The 21,199-nt window shown below is 65.9% G+C and carries 19 protein-coding genes and 1 tRNA gene; 10 read left to right on the top strand and 10 right to left on the bottom strand.

Translation table 11 applies throughout. The features are described 5' to 3' along the window. Positions 1-188: 188 nt before the first annotated feature. Positions 189-1,667 (bottom strand): carotenoid oxygenase family protein, encoded by a 1,479-nt coding sequence (locus ACMVO5_RS00255; protein ID WP_416908087.1) that lies wholly within the window; start codon positions 1,665-1,667, stop codon positions 189-191. 127 nt (positions 1,668-1,794) lie between these two features. Here ACMVO5_RS00255 and ACMVO5_RS00250 point away from each other — a divergent pair, with 127 nt between their 5' ends. Genes ACMVO5_RS00250 through ACMVO5_RS00225 form a run of 6 tightly spaced genes read left to right on the top strand, consistent with a single transcriptional unit; the run spans position 1,795 to position 5,910 of the window. Further along, a complete protein-coding gene (locus ACMVO5_RS00250) occupies positions 1,795-2,265 on the top strand; it encodes an SgcJ/EcaC family oxidoreductase (protein ID WP_416908086.1) in 471 nt (156 codons plus the stop codon). A gap of 32 nt (positions 2,266-2,297) precedes the next feature. Next, positions 2,298-3,245 (top strand): winged helix-turn-helix transcriptional regulator, encoded by a 948-nt coding sequence (locus ACMVO5_RS00245; RefSeq protein ID WP_416908085.1) that lies wholly within the window; start codon positions 2,298-2,300, stop codon positions 3,243-3,245. A 38-nt stretch (positions 3,246-3,283) separates the two neighbouring features. Continuing rightward, positions 3,284-4,138: an SDR family NAD(P)-dependent oxidoreductase gene (locus ACMVO5_RS00240; protein WP_416908084.1), complete on the top strand. Its 855-nt coding sequence runs from the start codon at positions 3,284-3,286 to the stop codon at positions 4,136-4,138. Next, positions 4,128-4,649, top strand: a complete 522-nt coding sequence (locus ACMVO5_RS00235) for a nuclear transport factor 2 family protein (RefSeq protein ID WP_416908083.1) — start codon at positions 4,128-4,130, stop codon at positions 4,647-4,649. Before ACMVO5_RS00240 ends, ACMVO5_RS00235 begins: the two co-directional genes overlap by 11 nt. Next, the gene (locus tag ACMVO5_RS00230) at positions 4,649-5,392 is read left to right on the top strand and encodes an SDR family NAD(P)-dependent oxidoreductase (RefSeq protein WP_416908082.1); all 744 of its coding nucleotides are present in this window, start codon (positions 4,649-4,651) and stop codon (positions 5,390-5,392) included. Before ACMVO5_RS00235 ends, ACMVO5_RS00230 begins: the two co-directional genes overlap by 1 nt. Further along, the gene (locus tag ACMVO5_RS00225) at positions 5,392-5,910 is read left to right on the top strand and encodes a nuclear transport factor 2 family protein (protein WP_416908081.1); all 519 of its coding nucleotides are present in this window, start codon (positions 5,392-5,394) and stop codon (positions 5,908-5,910) included. The genes ACMVO5_RS00230 and ACMVO5_RS00225 overlap by 1 nt, the downstream gene beginning before the upstream one ends. A gap of 126 nt (positions 5,911-6,036) precedes the next feature. On the opposite strand, the gene ACMVO5_RS00220 is transcribed toward ACMVO5_RS00225, so the two are convergent. After that, the gene (locus ACMVO5_RS00220; protein ID WP_416908079.1) at positions 6,037-8,343 is read right to left on the bottom strand and encodes a TonB-dependent receptor; all 2,307 of its coding nucleotides are present in this window, start codon (positions 8,341-8,343) and stop codon (positions 6,037-6,039) included. A 536-nt stretch (positions 8,344-8,879) separates the two neighbouring features. Between ACMVO5_RS00220 and ACMVO5_RS00215 the strand changes: the two genes are divergently transcribed. Next, positions 8,880-9,290 carry an ACT domain-containing protein gene (locus tag ACMVO5_RS00215; RefSeq protein ID WP_416908078.1) on the top strand — a complete coding sequence of 137 codons (411 nt, stop codon included), beginning with the start codon at positions 8,880-8,882 and terminating at the stop codon, positions 9,288-9,290. Between the two features lie 12 nt (positions 9,291-9,302). Here ACMVO5_RS00215 and brnA read toward each other — a convergent pair whose 3' ends face one another. The 5 genes from brnA to ACMVO5_RS00190 form a co-directional block, all read right to left on the bottom strand. After that, the gene (gene brnA, locus ACMVO5_RS00210) at positions 9,303-9,518 is read right to left on the bottom strand and encodes a type II toxin-antitoxin system BrnA family antitoxin (protein ID WP_416908077.1); all 216 of its coding nucleotides are present in this window, start codon (positions 9,516-9,518) and stop codon (positions 9,303-9,305) included. Further along, the gene (locus ACMVO5_RS00205) at positions 9,505-9,768 is read right to left on the bottom strand and encodes a BrnT family toxin (protein WP_416908076.1); all 264 of its coding nucleotides are present in this window, start codon (positions 9,766-9,768) and stop codon (positions 9,505-9,507) included. The genes brnA and ACMVO5_RS00205 overlap by 14 nt, the downstream gene beginning before the upstream one ends. A 366-nt stretch (positions 9,769-10,134) precedes the next feature. Continuing rightward, positions 10,135-12,828 (bottom strand): valine--tRNA ligase, encoded by a 2,694-nt coding sequence (locus ACMVO5_RS00200; protein ID WP_416908075.1) that lies wholly within the window; start codon positions 12,826-12,828, stop codon positions 10,135-10,137. 36 nt (positions 12,829-12,864) lie between these two features. After that, positions 12,865-13,155 carry a DUF2497 domain-containing protein gene (locus ACMVO5_RS00195; protein ID WP_416908074.1) on the bottom strand — a complete coding sequence of 97 codons (291 nt, stop codon included), beginning with the start codon at positions 13,153-13,155 and terminating at the stop codon, positions 12,865-12,867. Between the two features lie 58 nt (positions 13,156-13,213). Then, positions 13,214-13,864: a protein-L-isoaspartate O-methyltransferase family protein gene (locus tag ACMVO5_RS00190; protein WP_416908073.1), complete on the bottom strand. Its 651-nt coding sequence runs from the start codon at positions 13,862-13,864 to the stop codon at positions 13,214-13,216. Positions 13,865-13,955: 91 nt separating this feature from the next. Here ACMVO5_RS00190 and ACMVO5_RS00185 point away from each other — a divergent pair. Together ACMVO5_RS00185 and ACMVO5_RS00180 are read left to right on the top strand one after the other, a co-directional pair. Continuing rightward, positions 13,956-14,029, top strand: a tRNA-Cys gene (locus ACMVO5_RS00185). A 298-nt stretch (positions 14,030-14,327) separates the two neighbouring features. Further along, complete coding sequence (locus ACMVO5_RS00180; RefSeq protein WP_416908072.1) at positions 14,328-15,392, top strand: MBL fold metallo-hydrolase; 1,065 nt, start codon at positions 14,328-14,330, stop codon at positions 15,390-15,392. Positions 15,393-15,399: 7 nt separating this feature from the next. Here the strand turns inward: ACMVO5_RS00180 and ACMVO5_RS00175 are convergent, their stop codons facing one another. Next, a complete protein-coding gene (locus tag ACMVO5_RS00175) occupies positions 15,400-16,311 on the bottom strand; it encodes a formylglycine-generating enzyme family protein (protein ID WP_416908071.1) in 912 nt (303 codons plus the stop codon). A gap of 324 nt (positions 16,312-16,635) precedes the next feature. Here ACMVO5_RS00175 and ACMVO5_RS00170 point away from each other — a divergent pair, with 324 nt between their 5' ends. Further along, a complete protein-coding gene (locus tag ACMVO5_RS00170) occupies positions 16,636-18,426 on the top strand; it encodes an arylsulfatase (RefSeq protein ID WP_416908070.1) in 1,791 nt (596 codons plus the stop codon). Here the strand turns inward: ACMVO5_RS00170 and ACMVO5_RS00165 are convergent. Continuing rightward, positions 18,420-19,250, bottom strand: coding sequence for a hypothetical protein (locus ACMVO5_RS00165; RefSeq protein ID WP_416908069.1), 831 nt, complete (start codon positions 19,248-19,250; stop codon positions 18,420-18,422). The genes ACMVO5_RS00170 and ACMVO5_RS00165 overlap by 7 nt on opposite strands. Positions 19,251-19,263: 13 nt before the next feature. Further along, positions 19,264-20,937 (bottom strand): sulfatase, encoded by a 1,674-nt coding sequence (locus ACMVO5_RS00160; RefSeq protein ID WP_416908068.1) that lies wholly within the window; start codon positions 20,935-20,937, stop codon positions 19,264-19,266. Between the last annotated feature and the right edge of the window lie 262 nt (positions 20,938-21,199).

Genomic DNA, 21,199 nt, shown 5'->3' with positions numbered 1-21,199 from the left:
CCTCCGGCGGCTGGGGGCGGCGCCCCCAGACCCCATCAGTCAATATGGGCTGCGCCTTGAAACAGCCAGCCGAGCGCTGCAGGCAATCAAGGCGCTTCGCGCAGGCGCAACGCATCAAAGGCTTGTCCCCAGCCAACTCATGGGGTCTGGGGCCTGAGGCCCCAGCCGCCGGAGGCCCCTGCCCTGCCCTACCGCGGCAAATGCTGGCGCTCGACGAAATGGGCGTGGGTGCCGCTTGAGATCTTGTGGGGCAGCGCGAGGCGGACGACGGGGCCGGCTTCGAAATTCTTGCAATCGATGAGGATGCATTCCGACGTGCCGCGGTTCTCGTCGATGATGAAGCTGACGAGATAGCCGTCGTCTTCCGAAGTGGCGCCCACGCGCGGGCAGAAGGGGGCTTCGCTGGCGTAGCGGCCTTCGGGCAGCTGCACCGACCAGCTTTCGCCGGTTTCGAGATCGTGCTTGACGAAGGTATCGAACAGGAACCAGCCGGGCTTGGTCGCGGTGCTATAGGCATAGCGATAGGGGTGGCCGCTCATCCGCTGATTGTAGGTGCCGAATTCGAGAATGCGGTCATCGAGGTGATATTCGCGGGTCTTGCCGGTCTTGAGGTTGAAGCGCCAGCGGTGGAGCTTGGGCTTGAAGCTCTGCTGGTCGACATAGGCCATGAGCTGGCCATAGCCATCGGCATTTTCGAGCGGGCCGGGGGTGGGGTTTTCCTGAAAATAGCCGTCCATGATGACCTCGTCGCCCTCTTCCCAGGCGTTGAGGAAGTGGAGGACATAGGTGGGATCGGCTTCGAACCAGCGGATCTGGTCGGGGCTGCCGTGGCGGGGGATAAGGGCGAAGCGGCTGGGCAGCTTGTGCTTGCGCACGACATGGAGATCGCGCTTCAGCAGTTCCGCATCCCAGAACACCGGGAAATCATTGAGGATCGACCAGTTTTTGGTGAAGGCCATGTCGTGCGGCAGGCGCGGGCCAGGCAACGGAATCGGCACATGATGGACGAGCTTGCCCTCGGCGCTGACCACGCCGTAGTGCATATAGGGGGCGTGGGTGCTGTAGTTGAAGAACAAGAGCTCGCCGGTTTCGAGATCGACCTTGGGGTGGGCGCTGATGCCATCAAGCGGCACCCAGGGGGCGATGCCCTGCTGATCGAGCGTTTCGGCATCAAGCGCATAGGCTTCGCCGCACTGATAGAAGGTGCTGAGCGCCTGATGACGGTGGACGATGACATCGGTGCTGCTGGCATCCTTGAGGCGGCCATGCGCGCCGAAGCCGGGGCGGGTGCTGACACCGGGACCATCCATCAGGCCACCCCACAGCGAATGGCCGGCCTCCTGCTCGGCCTCGAAGCAGCGGGTGCGCACGAAGCGGTTGCGGTAGGCGGCGCGGCCGCCCGAAAAGCTGACCTGGTGGATCATGCCGTCCCCGTCGAACGGGTGATAGCGGCCGAGCGCCTGATGGACCGGATTTTCGGTGTTGCGCAGGTAGATGCCGTCGATGTCGGTGGGGACGCTGCCTTCGATGACCGGCAGGGTTTCGACCGTCACCTCCTCGTGAAGCGGGGTCCAGGCACCGTTCAGATAGGGGTGGTTGCTGGGCTGGAGGGTGACCTTGACCGGCGGCTCGCGGGTGACATTGGCGGAATAGGCGGTTGCAGTCATGTCTGGACTCCCTTGATTGCCGTAAAGGTAAACCAGACGGTTCGATTGTGCAACTTGGGCATTGACGCGGGCACCCGCTCGGGGGATGGTCAGGTTCGATAATGAAACGGTTTTGGGGAGACGGGGCATGCGGCGGCTGATTCTGCTTTTGATGGCGGTGATGGGCTTGCTGGCGGCGCCGGCATTGGCACAGGAGAAGAGCATGAACAGCGATCCGAAGATTGCCGTCGTCGAACGGATGATCGAAGCTTGGAACACGCGCAACTGGCAGCTGGTTGGCGAATTGTTCGCCGAGGACGGCGTGTTGCATTCGATGATGATCGAGCCGGTGGTGGGGCGTGCCGCGATCGATTCGCGCATCAAGGCGCTGGGTGCGGGGATTTCGGACATCACGCTCGATATCCAGCGCATCGGCCGGGTCGGTGATGCCGTGGTCATCGAGCGGGTCGATCGCTTCACCTATAATGGCCATTATGGCGAGGTGCCCGTGGTCGGCGTGCTGACCGTGGAGGGTGACCATATCAAGGTGTGGCGCGAATATTATGACCGGGCGCAGCTGGTGGCGGCGCTGGGCCTGAAGGAAGACTTTCACAAGTAGCGAAAATGTCTCCGCGGCGCTAAGATGGCGGCGTGGGCAATGACAATCTGATCCGCACCTGCTCGATCTGGCGCGCGCTGGAGGTGATTGGTGACACGCCGACGCTGCTGATTCTGGAAGCGGCGTTTCAGGGCGCGCGGCGGTTTGATGACTTCTGGCGCGAGACGCGGCTGTTGAAGGCGCTGCTCTCGGACCGGCTGAAGAAGCTGGTGGAGGCAGGCGTGTTCGAGCGCAGCCTTTATCAGGAGCGGCCGCAGCGCTTTCTCTATCGGCTCACGCAGAAGGGCTGCGATGTTTATCCGGTGGCGCTGGCGCTTCTGGTCTGGGAAAAAAATTGGGGCGCGCGCGAGGCGGGCGCCCGTTCGATCCGGCTCACGCACAAGGCCTGTGGCCATGATTTCGAGCCGGTGGCGGCCTGCGGCTCGTGCGGGGACGATATCGACGCGACCGCCGTGGACTGGCGCGAGGGGCCGGGCGTGGGCTGGATGGCGCCGCTCTACAGCAGGCGGCGGCAGCTGCGCGACAGCTGCGGGGACGGCAGCCTGCTTTTTGTGGAGGCCGCCCAACTTATGGGGGATCGCTGGGCCGGGCTGGTGCTGCGCTCGATCTTCACCGGCATCCGCAGCTTCGACGGCATTCGCGCCGACACGGCGATGGCAACGAACATTCTTTCCGAGCGTTTGCAATGGCTGACCGCACGGGGGATCATCCGCCAGGCGGCGGCGGGCGGTGCGGGACGGCACGAATATCGACTGACGCGCAAGGGCGTGGCCTATTATCCCGCACTGCTGATGCTGCTGGTCTGGGGAGACCGCTATTATGTCTCTCCCGAAGGCCCGCCGCTGCTGCTGACGCACAAGAGCTGCGGCGGACCGCTCAAGCCGGTGATGGCCTGCTCGCGTTGCCGCGCGCCGCTTGATGCCCGCGAGGTTCACTTCGAGCTGGAAGCCGATGACGGCCGACTGGCCGAGGCGGTTTAGGACTTTCAAGACCATACTGACCGGGTTAGGCTCGCCACATGAGCGAGGCTGAAGCAAAGCAGCGGGTTGCGCTGGTGACGGGTGCGGGCAAGGGGCTGGGCGCGGCCTTTGCCCGGGCGCTGGCCGCCGATGGGCTGGCGGTGATGGTCAACAACCGGCAGCGCGAAGAGGCTGCGGATTCGGCCGCCGAGACGGTGGCGGCGATTGAAGCGGCGGGCGGGCGTGCGGCGGCAGACCGGCATGATGTGTGCGCCGCCGGGGCTGCCGGGGCGATGGTGGCGGCAACCGTGGCGGCGTTTGGCGGGCTTGATGTGCTGGTGCTGAATGCGGGCATCACCGGGCCGGTGGCCAAGGCCGATGCGCTGGACGAGGCGGTGCTGCGCGAGGTGATGGAGACGAATTTCTTTGCCAATACGGCACTTGTGCGCGCAGCCCTGCCACAATTGCGGGCGCGTAGGGCGGCGCGGATCGTGTTCATATCCTCGACCGCAGGGTTGCACGGCCTGAAGGGCCGGCCAGCTTATGCGGCATCGAAGGGGGCGCTCAATGGCTATGCGCTGAGCCTGGCCGATGAGCTGCGGCGGGATGGGATCGGAGTGAATGTGCTGATGCCCTATGCGGCGACGCCGATGACGGCGGGCACGGCGGACGGGCTGGCGGACCTGCTGGCGCCCGAAGCTGTAGGCCCGGCGCTCAGCTGGCTGGCGGGGGTGGACTGCGACGTGACGGGCGAGATCTGGGTGGCGGGCGGCGGCGTGTTCAGGCGGGCAAGTGCCGTGGAGAGCCCTTCCATCCCCTTGGGCGGGCACGCGGATTTTGGTGCAGGGCGGCGGTTTCGCGGGGCGGAGGCGGCCTTTGCCGATCTGTTGAAGGAGGCGAGCAATGACGCTTGAGGATCTGCTGTCGCGCGCGGCGATTGCGGACGTGCTGCACAACTATGCCAAGGGCGCGGACCGGGGCGATGTCTCGCTGATCGCGCCTGCTTACCATGACGACGCGATCGAGGATCATGGCGGCACGTTTCTGGGCCCGGCGGCGGACTATCTGGCTGGAATGGCGAAGATATTGCCGACTGCGCCGCGGATGACGCACATGGTGACCAACCTGCTGATCGATGTGGACGGCAGCCGGGCCCGGGCCGAGAGCTATTGGCTGACCTTCTCGCGGCGGGAAGGCGAGGCGCCGTTTGACAGCCTGACGATGGCCCGGATCCTCGACAAGTTCGAGAATCGCGGCGACGGGTGGAAGATCGCGCATCGGCGGCTGACATGGGAATGGAACCATGAAATGCCCTTGAATGAGAGCTGGGGGCGCGGGCAGATCGCGCCTGATCCGGCGAGGCTGGTGCGCGGCGCGAAGAAGCCGGATGACCTGGCCTATAGCGACTGGTGGGGAGGAAAATAATGGAGATTCAAGGCTGTGTGGCGCTCGTCACCGGAGGCAACCGGGGCATTGGCGAGGGCTTTGTCGATGAACTGCTCGCTCAGGGGGCGGCCAAGATCTATGTGGCGGCGCGCAAGCTGGCTGACGGTGAGGCGGCGGCGGCGCGGGATGCGCGGCTGGTGCCGATTGCGCTCGATGTGACTGATGAGGGACAGGTGGCAGCGGCGGCGGAATTGGCCGGGGATGTCAATCTGCTGGTCAACAATGCCGGGGCCTTTTCGATGCAGACCTTGCTGGGGGCGCCGTCGCTGGCGGCGCTGCGGGCGGAGATCGAGACCAACTATATCGGCCTGGTGAGCATGGTGCGGGCCTTTGCGCCCGTGCTGAAGGCGAATGGCGGGGGCTGTGTTGTCAATGTGTTATCGGCCGGCGCGATCGTCTCGGTGCCGGGGATGGGCGGCTATAGCCCGTCCAAATTCGCCGCACGCGCGGCCAGTGATGCGCTGCGCGCCGAGCTGGCGCCGCAGGGGACGCATGTGGCGGCGCTGATCGTGGGCTCGGTCGATACGCGGATGGCGGCGCATGTCACCCATGTGAAGAAATCTTCGCCGCAGGACATTGGAAAGGCTGGGCTTTTGGCGGCTCGGCATTCGATCAACGAGCATGATACCGATGCGCATGCGATTTCGGTGCGGGCGCATCTGGCGCGTGATCCGGGCGGATTGGCAGCAGCGATGGCGCAGGCCGTACAGGGAGGGAAGTGATGGCGAACTCATTGGAAACATTGATTGCGAAGCAGGATATTGCTGATGTTTTGGCGCGTTATGCGCGCGGGGTGGACCGCACCGACGGGGATCTTTTGCATAGCTGCTACTGGGATGATGCGATCGAGGAGCATGGGTCGAGCTATGTGGGGCCGGCGCGGGCTTATGTGGATGGGGCGATTGCGCGGCTGAAATCGGCCGGGGTGATGGGGCATTATCTGTGCAACGTGCATTATGAATTTGATGGCGATGTGGCGTGGGTGGAGACTTATGTGCTTACATTTGCGCGCTTTTCGAAGAATGGCGAGCCCTGGGACACGCTCACCGGGGGGCGGCTGATCGACCGGTTCGAGAAGCGGGGTGGCGAGTGGCGGATCAAGCACCGCAAGACCATTCTCGACTGGAACCGCGACCAGCCGATGGCCGAGACCTGGTGTCTAGGGATGTTCAACCCGGCTGACCCGCGCATCATCATGGGCAGGCGCGGCACCGGCGACGAGAGCTACAACCGGTTTTGAGTGGGTTGCGAGAGGGTTTCGGGGGGTCTGGAAGGTTAGGAAGGTTAGGCGGTCGCCAAGGAAAAGGGTGCAGACAGCTTGTCTGCACCCTTTTCTTATAGCCCATCTGGCGGCTGTAGGACAGGCTCAGAAGCGGAAGCCCAGCTCCACGCCGTAGGTGCGCGGATTGCCCAGCCGCGACACCTCATCGCCGAAGAAGGCGATGATGTTGGTGCGGTAGAGCGTGTTGGTGAGGTTGCGGCCCCAGGCGCTGAGCGTGATCTGGCCATCATTGGGGGTGATGGAGATGCGCGCATTCAAGAGGCCATAAGGGTCTTCGGTCTGGGCATTGTCGGGCGCCCAGAACAGCTTGCCCTGCCGGTTGTAATTGACGTTGGCAGTGAGGCCGTTCTTCCACGACCCGAGATCGGTGGTCAGCGTGCCGCCGACGTTGAACTGCCATTCAGGCGTGCGCTGGAGGAAATTGCCCGAACTGTCGCGGCCAAGGCTGTCGATGAAGTCGATATATTCGGTGTCGAGCACGGTGCCGCCGCCATACAGCGTCAGCCATTCGGTGGCGGCGATTTCAAGCTCGGCCTCGACGCCGCGGATCTTGGCATCCGCCGCATTGTCGGTGATGTTGCACAGGCAATCCTGGTTGGTCTGGGTGACCTGCAGATTCTTGTAGCGCATCGAGAAGGCGGCAAGGTTGAGCCGGACCCGGCGATCGAGGAACTCCATCTTCGCGCCGACCTCGAAATTGTCCACGGTTTCGGGGTCATAGCCGGCCTGGGCGGCGGCTGCATTGGCCGGGTCATCCTCGAACCCGCCGCCCTTGTAGCCGGTCGAGAAGGTGGCATAGAGCAGGATATCGTCGTTGGGCTTGAACTCGGCGGTGACCTGCGGCGTGATCTCGCTCCAGCTCTCGCCGTAATCGGTGGTGTAGCCGGTGCCGGTGGTGAAATTGGGCGCCAGCGGCGTGAGCGCCACCGTGTCGTTCGGATTGAACCTGTCCCCGGTTGCGACGGCCGTGCCGGTGACGGTGCCCTCCTTCTTGTCATTGGCGTAGCGCACGCCGGCGACGATGCGGAAGGCCTCGGAGAAGCGATAACCGAGCTGGCCGAAAAAGGCATAGGAGCGGTTGCGGGCCGTATTGTCCCAGGTGCTCTCACCCGACAGCGTCGGGATGGGCGCAGGGGTGTCGGCGCGGAAGCGGTCGAACTTGTCGACCGTGTCACGCTGGAAATAGGCGCCGACGATCCACTCGAAGCCGCGCTCGCGGGTTTCGGAGACGATGCGCAGCTCCTGGCTGAACTGCTTGATGCTCTCGGTCTCCTGCACCGGGAAGGTGAACAGCGTCGGCGAGATGACGCCGAAATCGTTGAACGGCCCGATGCCGGTCTGGTCATAGAGGTTGTTGGCATCGCCCTTGCGGTAGCCGGTGATGCTGGTCAGCGTGGCGATGTCCCCCAGCCCCTTTTCGAGCCGGAGATTGAGGCCCCAGGCCTCGCGCCGCAGCCGCTGCGGGCTGGGATTGGCATCGCCCTCATAGGTGGGCCAGGTCGGCAGGCCTTCCCGGATATCAAGCGGGCGGCCGCGAATGGCACCGATCGCAGCGCGCGCCGTGCTCCACGGGCCGGCACCGGGCGCCGGGCCATCGATGGCGACCGAATGGAAGCCGTTCGACTTGTCATTGGTATAATCGAAGATCAACCGGGCGCTGAAATCACTCTGCTGCGGCTGGAACAGCAGCTGGCTGCGGAACTGGATCGACTCGACATTGTCGAGATCGATATTGTTCTGGATATCCTCATTGAACCCGTCCCGGTTGCGGATCTGGAACGAAAAGCGCGTCGCCAGAGTGTCAGTCAGGCCGCCCGTGACATGCCCGCGCGCCAGCACCTCGTTGTAATTGCCATAGGAGACATTGAACGCGCCGCCGGTTTCAAACGTGGGCGCCGCCGAAATGATGCTGATGGCACCACCAACGACGTTGCGGCCCAGCAGCACGCCCTGCGGGCCGCGAATGACCTCGACCCGCTCGATGTCATACATGTCGAAATTGAACAGGCCGGAGCGGCCGACATAGACATCATCCGTGAAGATACCGATCGACTGGTCCGCCGACGGACTGTCAAGCCGGGTGTTGGTGATGCCGCGGATGTTGAACTCCTGATCGAGCGGCGACAGGGCGGTGAAGCTCAAGGACGTCACGCGCGTCGCCAGCTCCTCAAAGCTCAGCACACGCGCCTGATCAATCAACTCCTGCCCGAACGCCGACACGGCCAGCGACGTATCCTGAACCGAGGCCTCGCGCCGCTGCGCCGTGACCAATATCTCGCCCAGCTGCGGCCCCGAGGCGGCATCCGCCACCTCCTGCGCCTGCGCAGGCATGGCCGCCGCCGCCACAGCCAGAGCCAGAGCCGAAACGGACGCACAATTCCAATGACGCATGATCACTCCTCCCCCTTGTCGGACTGGTGCCGACGCTTCTTGATATCAATCTGCGCAAGTGAGTTCGGCAATGCAAGCGTGTTTCGATGTTGCGATGCAGCAGAGGATGTCGCTATTTTGCAGGGATGTGACGCTTTTGCATCGGTTGCGTGGGCGAACCTGCTGGGAACGGGGCGGGCCTGATGGGCCTCCGGCGGCAGTTTAGGGCCTCCGGCGGGCAGAAGGGCCTCCGGCGGGCAGAAGGGCCTCCGGCGGCTGGGGCCTCAGGCCCCAGACCCCATTTGTGGGGGTGGGACAAGATTTCGTAGGGCAGCGCCGGCGCGTAGCGCTTTCATGGCCTGCGGCGCTGGGCTTGGGGGGACGGCGTCGCCTGGGCCCCGGATCAAGTCCGGGGCGACGGAAACTTTTGGGCTGTTCCACGATTGGGGTCTGGGGGCGTCGCCCCCAGCCGCCGGAGGCCCTTCTCGCCCGCCGGAGGCCCTTGACTGCCCGCCGGAGGCCCCTTCTTTCTGATGGCGGGCTGCGGAGCGAGGGGAATGATGGCGGACGGCAGGGTGGTGCGGGAGCGCAGGGCGATGCTGGCGGGGATGGCGCCGGTGCTGGGGGACGGGGTGTTTGTGTTTTGCACGACAGTGGATGCAGGGGTGGCGGCGGCGCATGCGGTGGCGCGGATTGAGGAGGCGGAGGGGACGACGCTGGTTCTGGATGTGGCGGCGGCGCGGCGGCTGGAGTTTGACGTGTCGATGCCGATGCGGCGGATTACGCTGGGGGTGTTTTCCGCGCTCGACGGCGTGGGGCTGACGGCGGCTGTGGCGGGCGCGCTGGCAGCAGCCGACATCCCGTGCAACATCATCGCCGGCTTTCACCATGACCATCTGTTTGTGCCGGCCGCGATGGCCGAGGCGGCGCTGGCGGTGTTGCGGGACTTGCAGGCGGGGGCGGCTTAGCGGCTGGCGGACCTATTGCAGGCGTTCGGCGATCCAGAGCTTGATGAGGGACTGGCGGGTGACGCCGAGGTGGCGGGCCTGTTTGTCCAGGCCTTCGACCACCCATGCAGGGAAATCGACGTTGACGCGGCGGCTCTCCGTGTTGGGGCGGCGGGCTTTTGACCAGTCGATGCTGTCGGCGACAGTGTCGCCGGCATCGAAGGCCTGGTCGAGGTCAGATGTTTTCATAACGGTCGATCTCCTCCTTGCGGGCGCGGCGGACCGAAATGATCCGCACGCTGTTGCCGCGCGGTGTCCAGATGGCGGCCCAGTGCCTTTCGCCAATCCGGCCGACCGACAGAATGCGCGGCTCGCCTTCTGTGCGGGCGGGCGCTTCAAGCAGCCATGGATCGGCCCAGAGCGCCTGCGCCTGCTCGAAGTCGATCCCGTGTTTGGCGCGGTTCTGGGCGCTTTTGGCGGCATCGAAGTCGAACTTCATGAGCTGATGTAGTGCGGTTTTTATACCTTTTCAATCCAGTTGATCCTCGAATCCCTGAACTTCGATGGCTCCGGCGGGCAGTTAAGGGCCTCCGGCGGCTGGGGCCTCAGGCCCCAGACCCCATTTGTTGGGGTGGGACAAGGCTTGGGAGGGGAGCGCTGGCGCGTAGCGCATTTATGGCCTGCGGCGCTGCGATTGGGGGGAACGGAGTCGCTTAGGCCCCGGATCAAGTCCGGGGCGACGGGGCGTTTTGGGCTGCTCCACTGATGGGGTCTGGGGGCGTCGCCCCCAGCCGCCGGAGGCCCTGTCTCGACCGCCGGAGGCCCTGTCTCGACCGCCGGAGGCCCCTTCCCCGCCCCCGCCCGCTCAGCCGAGGCGGTTGAGGGCGGCGGTGAGGCGGGTGGTTTCTTCGGCGCGGGCGGCGTGGTCTGCGCGGGCTTTTTCGACTGCTTCGGGCTTGGCTTTTTCGGTGAAGCCGGGGGAGGCGAGGCGGGCGGCGAGGCTGTCGCGCTCCTTGGTGGCGGCGGCGATGGCTTTTTCGAGGCGGGTGCGCTCGGCGGCGATGTCGATGATGCCTTCGAGCGGCAGGCTGAAGGTGGCTTCGTTGACGACGACTTGCAGGCGCGCGCTGCCGGGGGTTGGCGGGGTTTCGGCCGGGTGGATGCGGGCGAGGCGTTCGATGGCGGGTGCGTTGGCCTTGAGCCGGGCGGTGGTTTCGGGGGCGGCGCCTTCGACGCTGAAGGCGAGGCGGGCGGAGGGGGGCACGCCGAGCTCGGTGCGGGCCGAGCGGATTTCGGAGATGAGGGTGATGAGCCAGGTGATTTCCTGCGCTGCGGCTTCGTCTTGCGGGATGGCGGCGGCGTCGGGCCAGCTTGCCGTGATGAGGTCGTGCGGGCGGGCTGCGGTTTCGGGGGCGAGGCTGTGCCACAGCTCTTCGGTGAGGAAGGGCATGACGGGATGGAGGAGGACGAGGATCTGGTCGAGCGCCCAGCCGGCTGTGGCGCGCGTTTCGGCGGCCAGCGCAGGGTCGGCGTCTTCAGCGAGCAGCGGCTTGGTGAGTTCGAGATACCAGTCGCAGAAGCGGTTCCAGACGAACTGGTAGAGGGTGTCGGCGAGCGCATCGAAGCGGTAGGCGGCGAGTGCGCTGTCGGCGGCCTGAGTGGTCTGGGCGATTTCGGTGATGATCCAGCGGTTGACGGGGTGCTGCGCGCCGGGCGGGGCCTTGGGCTGGGCGTGGATGCCGTTTGCCCCGGCGCCAGCGGCGCCGATACCTTTTGACTGCGCGAAGCGGGCGGCGTTCCAGAGCTTGGTGGCGAAGTTGCGGTAGCCTTCGATGCGCTTTTCATCGAGCTTGATGTCGCGGCCCTGGGTTTCCATGGCGCAGAGCGTGAAGCGCAGCGCATCGGCCCCGTATTGATCGATGAGGGTGAGCGGATCGACGGTGTTACCCTTGGATTTGCTCATCTTCTGGCCTTTGGCATCGCGGACGAGGCCGTGGCAGTAGACGGTGTGGAAGGGCGGTTTTTCCATGAAGTGGAGGCCCTGCATCATCATGCGGGCGACCCAGAAGAAAATGATGTCGAAGCCGGTGACGAGGACATCGCCGGGGTAGTGGCGGGCGAGGTCGGGCGTGTGTTCGGGCCAGCCGAGCGTTGCGAAGGGCCACAGCGCGGAGGAGAACCAGGTGTCGAGGACGTCTTCGTCGCGGGTGAGTGGGACGCCTTGGCCGGCTTGCGCCTGGGCTTGCGCCTCGGTTTCGGCGACGATGCACTGGCCGTCGGGGGTGTACCAGGCGGGGATCTGGTGGCCCCACCAGAGCTGGCGGGAGACGCACCAGGGCTGGATGTCTTCGAGCCAGTTGAAATAGGTCTTGTCCCAGTTTTGGGGCACGAATTTGGTTTCGCCGGCGCGCACCGCTTCGAGGGCGGGGGCGGCGAGGGTTTTGGCGTCGACATACCATTGGTCGGTGAGCCAGGGCTCGATGACGACGCCGGAGCGGTCCCCGTAGGGCATCTGGATGGTTTTGGGCTCGATGGACACGAGGGCGCCTGTGGCTTCGAGATCGGCGAGGACCTGCTGGCGGGCGGCTTCGCGGGGGAGGCCGACGAGATGGGCGGGGATGCCTTCGGCGGCGATGATGTTGGCGCCCGCGTCGAAGATGTTGATCATCGGGAGGTTGTGGCGCTTGCCGACTTCGAAATCGTTGAAGTCATGGGCGGGGGTGATCTTGACCGCGCCGGAGCCGAGCTCGGGGTCGGCGTGATCATCGGCGATGATGGGGATGCGGCGGCCGGTGATGGGCAGGATGATGTGCTGGCCGATGACCGGCTGGTAGCGCGGGTCTTCGGCGTTGACGGCGACCGCGGTGTCGCCGAGCATGGTTTCGGGCCGGGTGGTGGCGACGATGATATGGTCTGCGCCGTCTGGCAGGCGGGCGCCATCGGCGAGCGGGTAGCGGATGTGGGTGAAGCTGCCGGCGACTTCGCGGGTCTCGACTTCGAGGTCGGAGATGGCGGTGCCGAGCTTGGGGTCCCAGTTGACGAGGCGCTTGGCGCGATAGAGCAGGCCTTCGTTGTAGAGCTGGACGAAGACCCTGGTGACGGCGGTGTTGAAGCCTTCGTCCATGGTGAAGCGTTCGTTTGCCCAGTCGCATGAGGCGCCGAGGCGGCGGAGCTGGCTGGTGATGGTGCCGCCGCTGGTCTGCTTCCAGTCCCAGACGGTTTCGAGGAATTTGGTGCGGCCCATGGTGCGGCGGTCGGGCTGCTGGCGCTGGGCGAGATCGCGCTCGACGACCATCTGGGTGGCGATGCCGGCGTGGTCGGTGCCGACGATCCAGCGGGCGTCGCGGCCCTTCAGGCGGTGGGCGCGGATGAGGATGTCTTGCAGGGTGTTGTCGAGGGCGTGGCCGATGTGGAGGCTGCCTGTGACGTTGGGGGGCGGGATGATGATGGTGTAGGGCTGGGCGTGCCCGCGGGCTGGGCGGAAGGCGCCGGTCGCTTCCCAATGGGCATACCAGCGGGCTTCGATGTCGGCTGGGGTGAAGGTTTTTTCGATGGTCATGGGGGGGGCTTTGCCGCAGTGCGGCGTGCGGCGCAATTACTGGCCGGCGATGCGGCGGATTTCCTCGCGGGCAACACGCTCGACGATTTCGGGGAGGCGCTGGTCGAGCCAGGCCTTGAGCATGGGCTCGAGCATCTTTTGCACCAGCGCGTCGAGGGTCATGCTGCCTTCGGACAGGGTGACCTTGCCGGGGTCGGTGGCGGGCGAGGGGATGACGGGGAGCGGGGGCGGGCCTTCAGCGGCCGGGGGCGCGGCGGCGACCTCGCCGGTGACGCGGGCGCGGATCGATTCGAGAATCGCGTCGATGGTGGGCGGGAGGTCGGTCATGGGCGGGGAGATTAGGGGCGTTGCGGGCGCTTGGCCAGAGGCGGAATCGGGCGGTTTTTCAGAAGGCGAAGGCGCGCGGGCGGGCGAAGCCGGGGAGCGGGCGGGCGGCGACTTCGAGGAAGGCCGGGGTGGCGATGCGGCCGCCGACCAGCGGGCCGGCCTTGGCATGGCCGACGCCGGCCTCGCGCATGACGGCGGCGACGCGGCCTTGAGGCGCGAGCTGGGCGGCGACGGCGCCGGGGATCTGCTCGATGGCGCCTTCGAAGAGGATGAGGCTGTAGGGGGCGCTCGCGGCCCAGCCATCAGGCAGCGGGCCTTCGGCGACCGCGTAGCCGGCCGCGTCAGCCGCGGCGTGGAGAATGGGAAGCAGGGCGGGATCGTCTTCGAGCGCGGTGACGCGGGCGCCGGTGGCGGCGCAGACGGCGGCGGAATAGCCGGTGGCGGCGCCGATGACGAGGACGTTGTCTGACGATGTGAGGCGGGCGTTTTCGAGGAGGAGCGCGAGCGCCATCGGCTCAAGGAGATAGCGGCCCGGCGCCACTTCGAGCGCGGCGTCGGCATAGGCGAGGCCGGCGAGGCTTTCGGGGATATGCGGCTCGCGCGGGGTGCGCTCGAAAGCGTCGATAAGCTCAGGCGTGAACAGGCCGACGGTCTGGAGCTGTGTTTTCACCATGAGCGTGCGCTGGGCGGACGAGGTTGATCTGGTCACGGCGGGAACTCTTGTATCTGGACGCGGCCTTCTCCTAGCGGTGTCGCTTGCTCTCGCCAAGCGGCATTGGTAGAGGCTCCATTCCACGCGCGGCCCGATGGCGGAGTGGTGACGCAGCGGACTGCAAATCCGTGCACGCCGGTTCGATTCCGGCTCGGGCCTCCAGCTTCAAAATCTTCGCAACAAACCGGCGTCTTTCTTGTGGCCGGATCGGCAGGCCGATCCGGGGCGGTTCGATTCCGGCTCGGGCCTCCAGCTTCAAAATCTTCGCAACAAACCGGCGTCTTTCTTGTGGCCGGATCGGCAGGCCGGTCCGGGGCGGTTCGATTCCGGCTCAGGCCTCCATGGCGCTTTTCTCGCCGGCGTTCTTCTTGTGGCCGGGGCGGTTCCGGCTCGGGCCTTGTGCGAGAGCAATTGCCTAATGCGATCAATTAGGTCATGACTTGTCCGAAGGGGAAGGACGATGAAGCGAATCGGGATCGGGCTCTTGGTGGTGGTGATCGCCCTTGCGGCGGGCTTTGTCTTCCAGCGGCCGATCGGCGAGGCCGTGTATCAGCGCGCGGCGCAGGCGGTGCCGGGGCGTGACCGGCTGGCCGGGCTTGAAGACGGTCTTCATGTCGGGCTGTGCGGCACCGGCTCGCCGATGACCAATCCCAAGCGCGGCGGGCCCTGCAATGTCGTTGTTGCCGGACGGCAGGTGCTGGTGGTCGACATGGGCGAGAACGGCAATCGCAACCTCAACATGATGGGCATCAGCGCCGGCGATGTCGATGCCTTGCTGCTCACCCATTTCCATTCGGACCATATCGACGGGATCGGCCCGCTGATGCTGTATCACTGGACCCGCGGCACCAGCACCGCGCCGTTGCCAATCCATGGCCCTGAAGGCGTCGAGCAGGTGGTGGACGGTTTCAACGCCGCCTATGCGCTCGATCACGGCTACCGGATTGCGCATCACGGCGAAGCGGTCGTGCCGCGCAGTGGCGGCGGGGCTGCGGCGCGGCCGTTCGCGATATCGGGCACCAAGGCCATTGTGATGAAGGGCGGCGGCCTGACCGTGACGGCCTTCAAGGTCGATCACGATCCGATCGAGCCTGCGGTCGGCTACCGCTTCGACTATAAGGGGCGCGCGGTTTGCATCAGCGGCGACACCGCCAGATCTGCCAATCTGATTGCCACCTGCAAGGGGGCCGATCTGATTGTCCATGATGCCTTGCAGCCGCGGATGCTCAGGGACGTCGGGGCTGCGTTCGCGGCGCAGGGCAGTGCCACCACTGCCAAGATTTTCACCGACATCGAGGATTACCACGCCACGCCCGAACAGGCCGCCCAGAGCGCGCAGGACGCGGGCGCGCGGATGCTGGTGCTCTCGCACCTCGTGCCGCCGCTGCCCTTCGCCTATCTCTACCCGGCCTTCCTGGGCGATGCGCCTGCGCGGTTCGACGGCAGGATCGTGGTGGGCGAGGATGGGATGCTGTTCTCGCTCCTGCCGCAAAGCGAGGCGATTGATCGCCGGCGGCTCTTGTGAGGTCTGCCTACCGCGGCGCGGGCCGTTCATTGTCGACGAGGCGGAAGCCGATGTGGTCGGTGCCGAGATCGCGCTCCTGAAACTGGCGCGCGGCGGGGCGGTAGCGCGCGCAATAATTGGCGGCACACAGATATGATCCGCCCTTGATCACATTGACCGGCTGACCCGGCTGGACGGCGCTGCTGGTCCATTCCCAGACATTGCCGATCATGTCGTGGAGGCCAAAGCCATTGGCGGGGAAGCAGCCCACTGGCGCCCGGCTGGTGTAGCCGTCTTCGCCGAGATCGCGGGCCGGGAAGACGCCCTGGTAATAGTTTGCGGTCGGCTGGTTCGCGGCATCCTTCGGCTCGGGCAAGGCCTCGGCGCCGGCCCGCGCCGCGAATTCCCACTGCGCCTCGCTCGGCAGGCTCAGCCCCGCCCAGCGGGCATAGGCGAGCGCGTCACGATAGGTGATCTGGACCACCGGATCGGTATTGCGCCCGGCAATGGCGCTTTGCGGGCCTGAGGGATGTTGCCAGTTGGCGCCGGGCACCCAGGCCCACCAGTTGCGGTTGTCGGGCGTGGGCACGCGGAACACCGCCGAGCCCGGCTGGCGCATTTCGGGCGGGGCGCCCGGCAGCGCGGGCGGATCACGCTCGGCCTCGGTCAGATAGCCGGTTGCAGCGACGAAGGCGGCAAACTGGGCATTGGTGACTTCGGTCTGGCTCATCCAGAAGCCGGCGACTTCGGCCTCACGCGGAGGGCCTTCTTCGGGGTAGCGGGCATCCTCGCCCATGGTGAAGCGGCCCCCCGGGATCCAGACCATGCCGGGCTCGGCGAGCCCGGTGCAACGCGCGGCGGCCTGTCCGGTTGTGCCCTGCTGCGGCGCCTCGCTGCAGGCGGCGACGGCCAGCAGAAGGGGGAGAAGCAGGCGCCTCATGCCAGGCTTGCCGCGCGCGGCAAGACAGCCGGGATGCTGCGCCTGAGGCCCGCCGCCAATTGGATCATGTCTGTCCGTTTCACCGTTCATCGTGCACAATCATCCCGTCACGCGCAGCGCGCGCCGTTTCATGGAGCCCATGCTAGGCCGGCATGCGCCGTTCAGCCAGTGCGGGCGAGCTGACCGTCGCGACGGCCTGGCCGGCCGTTGACAACAACCTTAGGAATAATATAGCGCATTAACAAGATGGAGGAATGGCAGATGCGAGCGGGTCGATGGATGCCATGGGGCTCGTCGCAGGGATCCTGCGCCGCGGGACCGCAGATGCGGACACGGCTGACGAGACGGCTGCTTGCTGTCCTCGCCCTCGCTGCCCTTATGGGCGCCGGCCGGCCGGCGGAGGCCGCCGATCCGCGCCCCAATGTCGTCGTCATCCTTGCCGATGATGTCGCGCTGATGGATTTCGGCGCCTATGGCGGCGAGGCGCGCACTCCCAATATCGACGCGCTGGCAGGGCGCGGGGCGCTGTTCACCCAGTTTCGCGCCTCGCCGCTGTGTTCGCCGTCGCGGGCGATGCTGCTGACCGGCATGGACGCGCACCTCACCGGCATTGCCACCATTCCCGAGGTTCTGCCCGACACGCAGCGCGGCCAGCCGGGCTATGGGATGGCGCTGGAGCCGGGGGTGCTGACGCTGGCCGACCGGCTGCGGGCGCAGGGCTATCGCACCGTGATGGCGGGCAAGTGGCACATGGGCGAGGCGGCGGACGAGATGCCGCAGGCCCATGGCTTCGACCGCAGCTTTGCATTGGCGGCCTCGGGCGCGGACAATTGGGACGACCGATCCTACATGCCATATTACAAGGACGCGCCGTGGTTTGAGGACGGGGTCGAGGCCAGCCTTCCGGAGGATTTCTATTCCTCGCGCTTCATCGTCGACACAGCGATCGCCTATCTTGCCGAGACCGATCCGGCCAAGCCGTTTTTTGCCTATCTGCCGTTTCAGGCGGTCCATATCCCGGTGCAGGCGCCGCAGCAGTTCATCGACCGCTACAAGGGCCGCTATGACCAGGGCTGGGAGGTGCTGCGCCGGGCGCGTCACCAGAAGGCGCAGGCGCTGGGCCTGATCCCGCAAGGCGCGCCGCTCGCGGCCCTGCCGCCCGATTTCCGGGCCTGGGACAGCCTCTCGGCCAAGGACCGCGCACTCTATGCGGCGCGGATGGAAGTCAATGCGGCGATGCTGGAGGCGATGGACTTTCACATCGGACGGCTGATCGCGCACCTCAAGGCCAAGGGCAAATACGACAACACCATCTTCATCGTCTCCTCCGACAATGGGCCGGAGCCGTCGCGCGGGGACGACAATGCAGCCCTCAGCCTGTTCCATCGGCTGACGGGATATGACATCGCGCCTGAGGCCATGGGCGGCCCGGGGTCCTGGGGCTTTATCGGCCCCGAATGGGCGGCGGCGGCCGCCACGCCCGGCGCATGGTTCAAATTCTACGCGACCGAAGGCGGGATCCGCGTGCCGCTGATCATGGCCGGCCCCGGCATTGCCGCGCAGCGGGTCACCAGCCCGGCGATGGTGACCGATATCGCCCCGACCGTGCTCGACTGGCTGGAGATCGATCCGCAGGCAAGCGCCGGCAAACCGATCACCGGGCGCAGCCTGCGCCCCGTGCTGACAGGCGAGGCCGCGAGCGCCTATCGCGCGGACGAGGTCCGCGCGGTCGAGGTCTCGGGCAATTCCGCGCTTTATCTGGGCGATTACAAGATCACCCGCAGCGTGCCGCCGGTCGGCGATGGCCAGTGGCGGCTCTATGACCTTGCGCATGATCCGGGCGAGACCAGTGATCTCAGCGCCCGCGCGCCTGACGTCAAGGCGCGCCTGCTGGCCGCCTATGATGACTATGCCCGGCGGGCCGGGGTGCTGCCCATGCCGCAGGGCTATGATTCGACGGCCCAGGTGAACCGCAACAGCATCGCCCGGCTGCTGGCCAATTACCCCTGGCTCTATGGTGTGCTGGTCGGGATGCTGCTGGTGTTTGCTGCGGTGATCTGGCTGGCGGTGGGTTTGGTTCGGGCGCTGCTGCGCCGGCGCCGCACCGCTCAATAGCCCTGCGTTGCGATCACATGGGTGCGCTTGAGGCCCTCGTCGCGGTCGCCGAGCGCCCGGCGGTAGAAAGGGAATTGCTCCATGGCGAAGATCGCTGTGGGATCGGGGTAGATCATCGCTGCAACGTCATCCCAGGGCGCCTGCCAGTCCGGGCTGTTCGGCGCGGCCAGCACCGCCGTGATCTGACCGGCAAACAGGAACTGACCGCCGACGCCGTGAACGGCCCGCATGGCCTGACGGCCATAGCGATGATAGGCCGCGCGCCCATCCGCAGCGTCACCCTTGGCGATGGCGGGATATTCGAGGTAGTTCATCATCGTCACGGGCAAATCCTGGGGCAGGGCCTGAGCCTTGGCGATCGCGTCCATGGTGGGCAGCACATCGCGCCGCCCTTCGATCTGGTCGAGCGCGGTCGGCAATGGCGCCGCAGGCCTGCGGGTGAGGCCGAGCAAATGCCGCAGCCGAAGCACGCCGAGGGCCATCGCGGGGACCGGCGTAAGGGCGACTTCGGCCATAAACAGGTCCGACACCTTTGGCTGGGCCGTCAGCTCCTGCAGAGCGCGCGGGTCGGGCGGCAAGATCAGGTAATCGGTCCAGTAGGGCTCGCCTTCACCGATCAGCGTGTACAGGGACGATGAAGCCCATAGGGCGTCAGGAGCGATCAGGCGCAACGCCGGATTCTCCTGCCGCAGCGCTGCAAAGATGACCTTGTCATGGCGATAGATGCGCCGCGATGGCTGGCGCAGGCCGGTGATCATGGCCGCGACGACGGCGAGCACGACCAGCCCGCCGATGATGGCCAGAGCCGTGAGCACGATGTTCATTTTCGTCGATCCCTCAATTGGGCCAGAGGATGTATTCATCCCCCTTGGCGGCGGCCTGATCGAGGGTCTTGTCGATCAGGATCGGGCTGATCAGGCTGTGCGGCCAGAGCGAGGGCACCGCATTGGCGTGGTGCGCGGCGAGCAGGGCCTTCAGCTCGGCGACCTTCTCCGGCTGGCTGTCCGCAAGGTTGTTGCGCTCGGTCGGATCGGCCGCGAGATTGAACAGCCAGAGCTTGTTCTGATAGCCGTCCACCTGCAGCTTCCAGTCGCCCGCGCGCACCACCCGGTAGTTGCCCGATTGCCAGAAGATCGCATCGTCCTTGCGCTGCAAGGGCCCGGTGCCGAAGGCGGCGGGCATGAAATTGACCCCGTCGATCGCCCGGTCGCTGGGCAGCGGCGCGCCCGCGGCCGAGGCGAGGCTGGGGAACAGGTCAACATGCGCGACCGGGGTGTCAACCACCGTGCCCGGCGCGATGCGCTGCGGCCATTTGACGAACATCGGCACCCGGATGCCGCCTTCGAACAATGTGATCTTCCACCCGCGATACGGGGCGTTGACCTCGGGAATGCCGATATAGCCGGGGGCACCATTGTCGCTGCTGAGCACGACGATGGTGTTGTCGGCCATACCCTCGGCGTCGAGCTTGTCGAGCACCCGCCCGATGCTGCGATCGACCGCGCGGATCATGGCCGCATAGACCCGCTCGCGATGCGTGCCGAATTCGCCGACCGCCTCGAAATCCTCGCGCGTTGCCTGCAAGGGCGTGTGCGGTGCCCAGTGTGCGAGATGCAGGAAAAAGGGGCGGTTGCGGTTGGCCTCGATGACTCTCAGCGTTTCGTCGGTCCACCAGTCGGTGAGATAGCCGCCCGGCGTGAACGGCTCGCCGCCATTGTAGGATGCGGCAAAGCTCATGGCTGCCCATAGAAACTGGTCAATCGGGTCGAAATCGAGCTTGGCGTTGACAGCGTTCGGGTCATCCTCGGGCAGATAAAGCCCGCTGTGCATCAGCAGGCTTTCATCAAAGCCTTGTGCATTGGGCAGGAATTGCGGGCTATTGCCGAGATGCCATTTGCCGATGTGGACGGTGTGATAGTCCTGCTGCTTGAGCAATTCGGCGATGGTGATTTCCGATCCCGGCAAGCCCTTGTTGCGAAACGGCAGTTCATCATCATTGACGTCGGGATTGACCTCGAGCGGGGGCAGATGGCTCTGCGGGCGATCAGCGGCAAAGGCTGCGATCACGCCCGTCATGCCATCGGGCGTCGGCGTGAATTCGAACCCGGTGCGGGTGGGATAGCGGCCGGTCATGAGCATGGCGCGTGACGGTGCGCAGGTGCCGGTGCCGGCATAGGCCTGGCTGAAGATCGCGCCCTGGGCTGCCAGCCGGTCGATATTGGGGGTGGGCACCCTGCCGCCGGCAATGCCGCCGCCGAAGGTGGTGATGTCGTTGTAGCCGAGATCGTCGAGCAGGATGAAGATGATGTTGGGCGGCCGGTCGGCGAGCGCTGCTGCGGCCTCGGCCGGGCCCTGATCCCATGGCACGGTCCGGTTCGGCCCGGGCTCGATGCGGATTGCCTTGGCCCGGTTGAGCGCGATGGTCTGGATGATCGTCGCCCGGTTGAACCATGCGGCCACGCCGGCCAGCAGCACGGCGACCAGCGCAACAATCCCGATCTTCTTCAGCATTCCGCTTCCCCTCAGTTCGGCATGGTGTCGCTCACCCCTGCCGTTGGAGCCGGGGTTTGCCGCCCGTGGCGCGCCGCGCCCATGCAGGATTAATGGATACGATTAGAAAACGCAATCCGGCGCGCGGCATCAGGTTGAGGTCCGGATCGGCGGTTTGCAACTCCACGCTTGCAGCGGAAACGATAATGTATAACATTAATGTCTTCAATGCGCCGTCAGCCAGAACATGACGGCTGAAAACTGGGGAGGGGACATTGCTGCA

Origin of the sequence: Polymorphobacter sp. (assembly GCF_048007885.1) — a bacterium.
Taxonomy (GTDB): Bacteria; Pseudomonadota; Alphaproteobacteria; order Sphingomonadales; family Sphingomonadaceae; genus Sandarakinorhabdus.
The sequence above is the reverse complement of the archived record's forward strand: the minus strand, read 5'-3'. Positions and strand labels throughout refer to the sequence as shown.